Origin of the sequence: Mesorhizobium sp. M0571 (assembly GCF_040320985.1) — a bacterium.
Taxonomy (GTDB): Bacteria; Pseudomonadota; Alphaproteobacteria; order Rhizobiales; family Rhizobiaceae; genus Mesorhizobium.
In genome coordinates this window covers 22,157-31,243 of record NZ_JAMYQT010000058.1, presented here as the reverse complement: position 1 = coordinate 31,243, position 9,087 = coordinate 22,157, and the positions used below count along the sequence as shown (strand labels likewise).

At 60.6% G+C, this 9,087-nt stretch carries 11 protein-coding genes; 4 read left to right on the top strand and 7 right to left on the bottom strand.

Going from position 1 to position 9,087, the window contains the following annotated elements:
* Window positions 1-759 (bottom strand): serine hydrolase domain-containing protein (locus NKI85_RS33005; protein ID WP_352780165.1); only part of this gene is annotated, 759 nt, incomplete at its 3' end.
* A gap of 224 nt (window positions 760-983) precedes the next feature.
* On the opposite strand from NKI85_RS33005, the gene NKI85_RS33000 reads away from it, so the two are divergent.
* From NKI85_RS33000 to NKI85_RS32985, 4 genes are all read left to right on the top strand, one after another.
* Window positions 984-1,184: a hypothetical protein gene (locus NKI85_RS33000; protein ID WP_352780164.1), complete on the top strand. Its 201-nt coding sequence runs from the start codon at window positions 984-986 to the stop codon at window positions 1,182-1,184.
* Window positions 1,177-1,914 carry a class I SAM-dependent DNA methyltransferase gene (locus NKI85_RS32995; protein WP_352780163.1) on the top strand — a complete coding sequence of 246 codons (738 nt, stop codon included), beginning with the start codon at window positions 1,177-1,179 and terminating at the stop codon, window positions 1,912-1,914. Before NKI85_RS33000 ends, NKI85_RS32995 begins: the two co-directional genes overlap by 8 nt.
* Window positions 1,915-2,202: 288 nt before the next feature.
* Complete coding sequence (locus NKI85_RS32990; RefSeq protein ID WP_352780162.1) at window positions 2,203-2,613, top strand: GFA family protein; 411 nt, start codon at window positions 2,203-2,205, stop codon at window positions 2,611-2,613.
* 207 nt (window positions 2,614-2,820) lie between these two features.
* Window positions 2,821-3,249 carry a hypothetical protein gene (locus NKI85_RS32985; protein ID WP_352780161.1) on the top strand — a complete coding sequence of 143 codons (429 nt, stop codon included), beginning with the start codon at window positions 2,821-2,823 and terminating at the stop codon, window positions 3,247-3,249.
* 180 nt (window positions 3,250-3,429) lie between these two features.
* Here the strand turns inward: NKI85_RS32985 and NKI85_RS32980 are convergent, their stop codons facing one another.
* The 6 genes from NKI85_RS32980 to NKI85_RS32955 all read right to left on the bottom strand — a co-directional run bounded on the left by NKI85_RS32980 (window position 3,430) and on the right by NKI85_RS32955 (window position 9,004).
* Window positions 3,430-4,122 carry an amino acid ABC transporter permease gene (locus tag NKI85_RS32980; protein WP_352780159.1) on the bottom strand — a complete coding sequence of 231 codons (693 nt, stop codon included), beginning with the start codon at window positions 4,120-4,122 and terminating at the stop codon, window positions 3,430-3,432.
* 22 nt (window positions 4,123-4,144) lie between these two features.
* Entirely contained in the window at window positions 4,145-4,852 is a 708-nt protein-coding gene (locus tag NKI85_RS32975; protein WP_352780158.1) for an amino acid ABC transporter permease, read from the bottom strand.
* Window positions 4,853-4,926: 74 nt separating this feature from the next.
* A complete protein-coding gene (locus NKI85_RS32970) occupies window positions 4,927-5,754 on the bottom strand; it encodes a transporter substrate-binding domain-containing protein (RefSeq protein WP_352531544.1) in 828 nt (275 codons plus the stop codon).
* Between the two features lie 16 nt (window positions 5,755-5,770).
* Window positions 5,771-6,511, bottom strand: a complete 741-nt coding sequence (locus tag NKI85_RS32965) for an amino acid ABC transporter ATP-binding protein (RefSeq protein WP_352531542.1) — start codon at window positions 6,509-6,511, stop codon at window positions 5,771-5,773.
* A complete protein-coding gene (locus NKI85_RS32960) occupies window positions 6,504-8,018 on the bottom strand; it encodes an NAD(P)-binding domain-containing protein (protein WP_352780157.1) in 1,515 nt (504 codons plus the stop codon). Before NKI85_RS32960 ends, NKI85_RS32965 begins: the two co-directional genes overlap by 8 nt.
* Window positions 8,015-9,004 carry a LysR family transcriptional regulator gene (locus NKI85_RS32955; RefSeq protein ID WP_352780156.1) on the bottom strand — a complete coding sequence of 330 codons (990 nt, stop codon included), beginning with the start codon at window positions 9,002-9,004 and terminating at the stop codon, window positions 8,015-8,017. Before NKI85_RS32955 ends, NKI85_RS32960 begins: the two co-directional genes overlap by 4 nt.
* Window positions 9,005-9,087: the final 83 nt, after the last annotated feature.

Sequence of the window (9,087 nt, the reverse complement as noted above, 5' to 3'; positions counted from 1 at the left end):
ATGCAGCAGGGCGCGGTTGTTGCCGGCGGCAATGAAGTCCTCGTGCCGATAGCTGCTCGAGCGCATGCCGAGCGGATCGAACAGCAGGCTCTTGGCCAGCGGCTCCCAATCCTGTTTCTCGGCGTGGGCCACTGCCTCGGCGCCGATCGTCGTGCCGAAATTGGCGTAGTGATAGGAGATGCGGAAGGGATCGAGCGGCACCATCCACAGGCCCCCGACGATCTGCTTGCGCTGGAAGCCGAGATCCTCGAGCTCGTCGCCCGCCGCCATCGGCAGGCCCGAGCGATGGGCGAAGAAATCGCCGATGGTGGCATTGCCCGAGACATAGTCGAGATTGAGGTGGAAGCCGTCCCAGACCTTGCCGACCGGGGTATCCCAGTCGAAGCTGTGGTCCTTCGTCATGGCGATGGCGGCCACCGTGGCCGAGATCGACTTCGACACCGAGGCGACCTGGAAAATGGTAGTGCTGCTGACCTTAGAGGTGTCGTCCCGGTTGTCGCGAAGGCCATAGCCTTCGTCAAAGATCATCTTGCCGCCATGCACCACCGCCACGGCGAAGCCGGGAACATTGGATGCTTCCTTGACTTTCTTGACGATGTCCGGCAGGGCGGCCACAGCCTTCTCGACACCGCCGGGATACAGCTGCATAGCATCCTGCGGCGGCGATGGTCCAAGCTCCGGCACGTAGGACTGCGCGGCTGCCATGGCGGGCAGCATAGTAACGAGGGAAAGTACCAGGAGAGCAGCGGCCTTCTTCATTGCATGTCCTCAAACTTGCACCGGCAGATGATCGGACCATACGCGGCAAGATGAAAGATGGTTACGGTTATTTTCTACTGTATGTTTAAGTCCAAAGATCAAACAGAGACGGCGGCTGCGCGCATGTGATTTCGGGACCTGGCGAAGTATCCGCGTTACATACGCGGGCGGCAATTGGATGGGACTGCGCGGGAGAATGTCAACTTTCCAAGCCCGGACGGCAAATGGCATCCAATCAGGAGTTGTTCGCCAACGGGCTGGCGGCCAACCAGAAAGTCATCGAAGCCAATTATATGGCCCATCGCGAGGCCCTATGGCCTGCTGCATGGGGTCCTGATGGCCGAGGGGCCGGGACGCTTCGTCTTTCACCGATCTTGCAGTGTAAAGCCGCTTCGGCCTATCAGGAGTATTCAATCGTTGGTTGATCGCTTTTACAACGACTCATTCCTCGCTGCCGTCTACGACGCTTGGCACCCCAGGGCTGCACGTGATGACTATGATTTCTATCTGCCCCGCATCATGGCGGCAAACTCGGTGCTTGATGTTGGATGCGGAACAGGGACCCTCCTTCACGAGGCCCGCAAGGCCGGTCATCCAGGGCGGCTCTGCGGCATCGACCCGGCACCGGGAGTACTGGATCGCGCACGTAAACATTCTGACATCGAATGGGTTCTCGGTTACCTCCAGTCGCAAGACTGGGTGGCTCAATTCGACCTGATTGTCATGACCGGCCACGCGTTTCAGTCCATGGTCAGCGATGAGGAACAGCGAGACTTCATGGTGGCCGTCAGGCGTGCCCTTGTGGCGGGCGGGCGCTTTGCCTTTGAATTGCGAAACCCTTTGGCACGCGCTTGGGAACGCTGGACACCGGAGAATGCAGTCAGTGTTGAAGGACCAGGCGGGTCTTCTGTGCTGATCACGACGGAGTTGGTTTCCGGTTTCAACGGCCGAACGATTGCGTTCACGCATACCTTCAGCGGTGAGCACCCAAGCCTCCCGCAGGTGAGCCAGAGCACCTTGCGATTCTTGGACGCGGATGCGCTGCGCAAACTGCTAGAGGATGCAGGTTTGAGGATCGAACAGCAGTTCGGCGACTTTGACGGTAGGACGCCAAGTCCCACAAGCCCCGAGATCATCACGTTCGCAATGCGTTGAGGCGGACAGTCCGCTCACAAACAGACAGAGCCGCTTGCCGCTTGTTCAATTTTGGGCCGAATCGGCGAAATGATCAAAAAGTTGCCGTTCCCCAGACGACCTCGAAGCGGTCAGATGGGGTTCCTCTAGACTTCGGCTTTTCGGCGATCTAGGTTGGTGCTTCTGCGAGCCTGCAACTGCATCAGGTCTCTGCCCCTTCGCATCGCCTGCCGCGATTTATTGCGGTTCGGGCCTGCGCTTCAGCCCTTAATCCAGCGTAATCTCACCGTGCAAGCGGGAGGAGTTTCCATGGCCAATGCCCGATGCGCCTGCGGCGCTCTTAGACTGATGCTTAACGAACCGGCACAATTGACTGCGCTGTGTCACTGTTTCGCTTGCCAGCTAAGAACTGGTGCGCCGTTCAGCGCCAATGCGTTCTACTCGATTAACTGTGTCGAAATTTCTGGAACGTCCGCAGAATTCATTCGTACTGCCGAGAGCGGTCGCAAGGTCCGAATGCATTTTTGTCCAACTTGCGGCTCGACCGTCTATTGGAAGGCCGATGTTTCACCGTCCTGGATCGGGGTGGCGGCAGGTTCATTTGCTGACCCGGCCTTCGCGCCACCTGCCATATCAGTATTCGAGCAATTGAAACATAAGTGGGTGCAGCTTGACGAGACGGTAGAACGTTTCCAAGGCCTTCCAATCGGCCAATATTAGCATGAACCGACGTGGGGAGTTTAGCCGTCGGTGGGCGCACCGAACTTCGGCTTTCATTCATCCAAGTCATGTGGAGATGAATTTCCACATGACTTGTTGCCGCCAAGGTCAGCCGTTTAGAGCAATTGCAGTTTTGGGCCGGTAGCGGACCGGCAGGTTCCAGCACCTCCGCAAGGGACAACGGACGCTGAATCCGGTCGGACTAACGTGGCGGTCTACTCGATCGAGGCGCTCAGTGAAGTGCTCGGCAAAGGGCTGAATACCGCCGCTCTCCGCGAGAAGGCCGAAGCTGATTTCGCAGCGCATCAGGCACGTTGGGATGCGGCTGCGGAGGAGATCGGCTACACCGCCGCTGTCAGGGCCGAGCCCGAGACTGGTGACCGGGCGAAGGATCTGCTGGAAGCGTTCTCAACGACGCCTGCCACGACTGTCGCTGGTGTGGCGGGCAAGCTCGATGCCGTGTTGCGCGAGGGTGAGGCATGGGAGGAATGCTCCGAGTTCCCCTGGTCGCAAATCCGCTCGGCGCTCAGCGATCTGGTGCGCATCGCCCAGCAGAACATGCCGGAACAGTTCTTTCACGGCGAGCAGCGTCCTAAGATCCGCAGGCGGCGGGCTGGCTGCTGTTTCCGCGGCTGAAAATGGAGGCGCGATATGAAGATCCGTCCAACCCAACTTCCGGCTTCAGCCGAGAACCCCTCAGCTTGCAGCAGGCCAGGCCGCCTGTCCCGATCCCCGCAAGGTGTCCCTACTTCGCTGCCGCAAGCTACGATGCAAACTGAACGGATTCCGCTCTTGTGAGTTGCGACGAGGCTACCCTTAGGTCCGTACCCTAAGGGCAGCCTCCGTCCTGTCAGCGATATGTGTGACAATGTAGGCAATCACCATGTAGATCACGACGGCAATCATAAAGGCTTCGAGATAGTAGAAATTCAGCGCGGCGGTCAACTGGGACTGCGCAAAAATATCGACAACCTCGATAGCAAATCCAAGAGAAAGCGCCTTCATGATCACCATGAACGAGTTGGCGAGGTCCGGAATTGCTGCGACGATCACCTGGGGAAACAGGATTCGTCGGAACAGTTGGCTTCGTTTGTAGCCCAACGAGTAGGCTGCGTCTGCCTGGCCGGTGTCGAAGGAATTCAAAGCGCCTTTCACAACTTCCGCCTGGAACGCGGCAACGCAAGCGGTCAACGCGATGACGAGCGTGACCCAGTTCGGCGTTGCGTGACCGTTGAACTCTATCCCGACTAGTGAGGCCAAGAACTGGAGGGTCGGCGGGAGGCCGTAGTATGCAAGGAAGATCACGATCACCATCGGCACGCCCTTAAAGGCGACCTTGTACGCCACGACGAACTCCCGCAGCACTGGTATCCGCCGATATTCGATCAGCGCAAACAGGCTTCCGATGATCGTGGAGAAGACAAAGATCGCCAGCGCCATGGCGAGCGTCACGGGCACTGCGCCCAGGATGCTCCACAGGTCCGGGAGTAAGACATCGATATCGAACATGTGATGATGGCCCTTTCTTCGATCAGACGCTCGCCATGATCGTGCTCTTCGCCGGCGCCGCTGTCGGTGCGAACTTCGAGGAGCGAAGTTCGAAGAAGCGCACGATGAGCCACGCGATCAGGCACAGCAGCGCATAGATCACCGCCAGCACGAGATAAGTTTCGAACTGGTATTGGTTGTAGTCCCGCTCCATGACGAGGTGCGCGGTCGCCATCACGTCCGCCGCGCCGATGTACATGACAAGCGCTACATTGTGGATCAGGTAGATGATGGAGTTTCCGTAGCCCGGCAATGCGATGTGCACCGCCTGTGGTCCTACGATGCGAGTCAGCTTCTGTCGGAAAGTATAACCCAGACTGTCCGCTGCGTCATGCTGACCACGATCGACGGTCAGGTATGCCGGCCGCATGACCTCGGACAGATATCCTCCGTGATAGAGGCTGAGTCCAACTATCGCAGCTACCGTTGGCGTCACGAAGTCTTCGACCTCGAGCAGGCCGACTAGCAAGGGAAGCCCGTAGAACGCGACGAACAATTGGAGCACGACGGGGACACTCCGGGCATAGGATACGTAGAGGTCGGCCAGTTGACTGATCACTGGTACCCTGCGCACCCGGAATGTCGTCGTGACTAAAGCCAGGCAGAAGCCGACGACAAGGGCCGTAAACGTGATCGCGAGCGTCAGCGGCAATGCCAAGAGCAGCTCGGGGATCATTATGGAAAGGTCCACCTTGGAAGACTCCTTCTTGCGGTTTCAGCCTTGGTCGTCGGCCATGCAGAGACCCGGTCTAGGGCGAGCTTTCGCTACTTGATGTAGGTCGTGACGTCCTCGCCGAACCACTTCTGCGAAATCTTGCCCAGCGTGCCGTCGTCCTTCAGCTCCTTGAGCACTCTGTTCACGTCGTCGAGCAGGGCCTTGTTCTCCTCCGACTTGTGAATCAGGAGGTAGGTGTTGTTGATGGCGACCGGCTCGCTCGCCTTGATGTCGAGCTTCTGGTTGTCGATCACGGTCTGCTCGCCAAGGTTCGACGGCAGAACCAGCGCGTCGTACTTGCCGTTCTGGACTTCCTTCAGGCGATCCGGGTAAGGGATGCCAGCGCTCGATGCGGTGATCTCGATCTTGTAGTCCGGGTTCTTCTCCTGCCATTGGGTGGCAAACTTGTAGATGCCGCCACCGGCCGTGACAGGCACGATTTTCTTGCCGACCAGATCCTTCATCTCGTTGATGTTGCTCTCCTTGCGGCTATAGATCTTTATCAGACTTGCACCCATTGGGTTGTCCGGAATGAGGAATTGCTTTTCGCGCGCTGGCGCCTTGTAGTAGCCGCCGGACGCCATGTCGTATTTCCCGGTTACGAGGCCGGTCTCCTGCGCGATGTCCGCAGCGCCTTCCATTTCGAACTTGTACTGGGGCAGCTTCGCGTTGATAGCCTTGAGGACGTCGGGCTCGTACCCTTGCGGCTCAACGCCGATAGCGCCCCACGACAGCGGTTTGGATTCTGCCGCAGTCGCGATCTTGATCGTCCGGACGGAGTCCTGACCATAGGATACGCCCGCGGTTGCAAGGGCGATTGCGACACCGGCTACGGCAAGGCCAAACCGACGGTACGATGATGATCTGATAGAAGACATTTCAGGCATCCTTTCTCTACTGGAGTGTGTGTTCGGAATTGAGGAATTGGGTGAGGCGCGGACTGGATGGCGCATCGAAGATCTCCGTCGGGCTACCCTCGGCAGCGACGACGCCCCGATCCATGAAGACGATCCGGTTGGAGATGTTCTTTGCAAATTGCATCTCGTGGGTCACAAGCAGCGAGGTGATCCCTGACGACGTAACGTCTTTGATCACCTTCAGGACTTCACCGACGAGTTCGGGATCAAGCGATGAAGTGGGTTCGTCGAAGAGCATCACATCCGGTCGAACCGCCAACGCACGCGCGATGCCGGTTCGCTGGAGCTGGCCACCTGAGAGCTGGGACGGGTAGCTGTCTCGCTTGTCGGAGAGGCCTACTCGTTCAAGCTCTTGCAGGGCGATTTCACGCGCCTCGTCCTTGGACTTGCGCTGCACCACAACAAGCGGATCCATCACGTTCTGAATGACCGTCATGTTCCTGAAGACGTTGAACTGCTGGAAGACCATGGCTGTCCGGAGCCGGATCGCCTGGACCACGTTCTTGTCAGCATGTTGGTAGTCCATACGGATCTGATCGAACGTGATGGTTCCAGACGCCGGCTTGACCAGGTGGTTGATGCACTTCAGCAGCGTGGTCTTGCCGGTACCACTAGGGCCGATGATCGACACCACGTCACCGCGTTTCACCGAGAGATTGACGCCGTTCAGGATCTGCGTGTTTCCGTAGGACAGCTTTAAATCTTTGAGATCAAGCATTTCTGGTTGGTGTCCTTTCGGGAGATGGTTCGGGAAGCGTCAGACCATCGCTCACCTCGTCCGTCGCGGTCTCGGCGTCCGTCCATTCGTCGCCGAGGAGCTCGGGCGTATCGAACGCTTGAAGATCGGCGAAATGGCGCTCGCGGTCGGCGACGAAGAGCGCCCTCACGATGCCGCGCGCGAGCCGGTCGGCGCCTTCGCTGATGGCGGGGATGTCGCCCGTGAGCTTGCCATGGCTAAGCGTGGCAGGAAAGTTGAAGCAGTGTATCCGTGCCAGCGCGGGGCAGGCGCCGGGCACAGCTTCCAAAAATTCGAACGCCTCTCCGAGGTCGGGCGAAGCTTCGAGCTCGCCGTTTCGCATGTCCGCCGGCACGGGGAAGCGGTCGCGCCAAAGGCGGATGTGGGATGCGACGGCGGCGAGTTCCGGCCGGCTTGTCAGGTCGACCTTGAAGCCGGTGCCGAAGATCAGGAAATCGACGGGATAGCGGCCCTTCGGCGTCGTCACCGCAAGGTGATCGCCGTCCTGCGCCAGCGCGGTGATCGGGCTCGCCAGGTGTATGTGGGCCTGCGGGAACGCGCTCACGCGCAGAACGCTGTGGCGGGGCGGCGGCGTCTGGGCGCGCATCGCGTAATCGAGAAAGCGCCATTTCCAATCGTCGGGCAGGCCGGCGAACCCGTGCACTACGCCCTGGCTGCCGATGCCGGTGAACTTGTTGACGCGTGGCAAGTCCGCCCGGCGCACGAAAAGATCAAGTTGAGCCGCCCCGGCCTCGAGAGCGGTGGCGGCGTTGTCCATCGCCGAGGCGCCGGCTCCCACGACTGCGACACGCTTGCCGCGCAGCGCGGCGAAATCGATTGCGTCGGCGGAATGGGCCCAGAACTTCGGATCGATGTCGTTGGCGATGGGCGGTACGAAGGGGCCGCCGAGGCCGTCGCGGCCGGTTGCGAGCACCACATGGCGCGCGATCGTCGTTTCGTTCAGGCCGTCCTGGCGGCAGACGACGTCGAGCAGGCCGTCCGCGCGCGGGACGATCGCGTCAACAGTCGTCGCGTTGCGCACCGGCAGGTCGAGCACGCGCCGGTACCAGACCAGGTAGTCCATCCATGTTTGGCGGGGCGCCTTATCGAGCGCGACCCAGGCGTCATGGCCATGCAGCGCCTCGTAGTAGGCGCGGAAGGTGAGCGCCGGCAGCCCCATCGCCGGTCCGGTCAGTTGCTTGGGGGAGCGCAAGGTGCGCATCCGCGCGAAGGTGACCCACGGGCCCTCACAACCAGCCGGCGCCTTGTCGATGACGACATGGTTGGCGACGCCGAGCCGCTTGAGTATGGCCGAGGCAACAAGCCCGGCCATACCTGCGCCGATGATGACGACGTCGACGATGCGATGCCCGTCGACAATGCGGGGCGGCACCCAGACTTTGGCTGGCAGTTCCAGCCAGGCGAGATCCTGCCGCAGGCGCGCCTCGAGGGCGTCGAGGCCGTTCGGAAACGCGGCCAGGTCGCTCATGACGGCACTCCCTCGGGCAGCGAGGTCCGCCCGTAGACGGTGTCGGCCAATGCCTCGGAGCCGCTCGAGTCATGTAGGCGACAACCGGGCATAGCCAACGACACCGCGCGCGCCGCCTCGATCACGGCGGCGGCGGTCGGGCTTAGCGGTAGCGCGGCAGGCGAAATGGCGCCGAACACGAAGGAAATGGTGTGGTCGAGCATGCGCATCACGATACCTTCGAGCGGAACGCCGCAGGCGGTCGCGGGCTCGACGATGGCGACCCCGAGCCCGGACCGGACCAGCGTCAGCGCCGTCATCGAGGCGTTGACATCGATAATCCGTTGCGGCGTGACGCCCGCCCTCGCCAAGGCCTCATCGACGCGGTGCCGCAAGCGATACGGGTTCGCCAGGGTGACGATGCAACGGTCGACGAGATCGGCGAGGCGGACTACGTCCTGACCGGCGAGCGGATCGTTCGCGCCGATAACGACGACGCAGGGCGCATCGGCGACCCAGTGAACATCGAGGCCGGGATGTTCCAGCGGCAGGCTTGATATCCCGAAGTCCGCCGAGCGGGCGAGCACGGCCTGCACGACGTTCTCGGCCGCCAGCGCCTGCACATGAAGATGGCGCGGAAGCAGGCCTGGCGCGACGGCCGCGAGCGCCTGCGGCAGAATGCCAGTCGCAAGCGACGGCGTGGCCGCTATCGTCAGCGTCGGCGGCTCGTCGAGACCGATAGCGTCCGCCCGCTCGCGGATGTGGGCCAGGCCGAGGAGATGTCGCTCTACCTCGGCGTGAAAGAGTACGCCGCGCGACGTCGGACTGATGCGCGGCCCGCTCCGGTGCAACAGCGCATAGCCGATATCGGCTTCCAGATCCTGGATGAGCCTGGTGACCGCCGGTTGCGAGCGGCCGAGCAACCTCGCCGCCCCGGTCATGCTGCCGGCGGACATGACTGCTGCGAACGCTTCGAGTTGTCGGATATCGATCGAGTTTGAATGCATCGCCTACATCAAACACCATCATTCATATCTGTAAAGCATGGAAATTCTCAGCAACGATCGAAAATAGATAAAATTTCCGCATC

Excerpts from the sequence above, each read along its gene's own strand:
- NKI85_RS33000 (WP_352780164.1), top strand. The coding sequence starts at position 984 with ATGGCATCCAATCAGGAGTTGTTCGCCAACGGGCTGGCGGCCAACCAG.
- NKI85_RS32990 (WP_352780162.1), top strand. The coding sequence starts at position 2,203 with ATGGCCAATGCCCGATGCGCCTGCGGCGCTCTTAGACTGATGCTTAAC.
- NKI85_RS32980 (WP_352780159.1), bottom strand. The coding sequence starts at position 4,122 with ATGTTCGATATCGATGTCTTACTCCCGGACCTGTGGAGCATCCTGGGC.
- NKI85_RS32970 (WP_352531544.1), bottom strand. The coding sequence starts at position 5,754 with ATGTCTTCTATCAGATCATCATCGTACCGTCGGTTTGGCCTTGCCGTA.
- NKI85_RS32965 (WP_352531542.1), bottom strand. The coding sequence starts at position 6,511 with ATGCTTGATCTCAAAGATTTAAAGCTGTCCTACGGAAACACGCAGATC.
- NKI85_RS32960 (WP_352780157.1), bottom strand. The coding sequence starts at position 8,018 with ATGAGCGACCTGGCCGCGTTTCCGAACGGCCTCGACGCCCTCGAGGCG.
- NKI85_RS32955 (WP_352780156.1), bottom strand. The coding sequence starts at position 9,004 with ATGCATTCAAACTCGATCGATATCCGACAACTCGAAGCGTTCGCAGCA.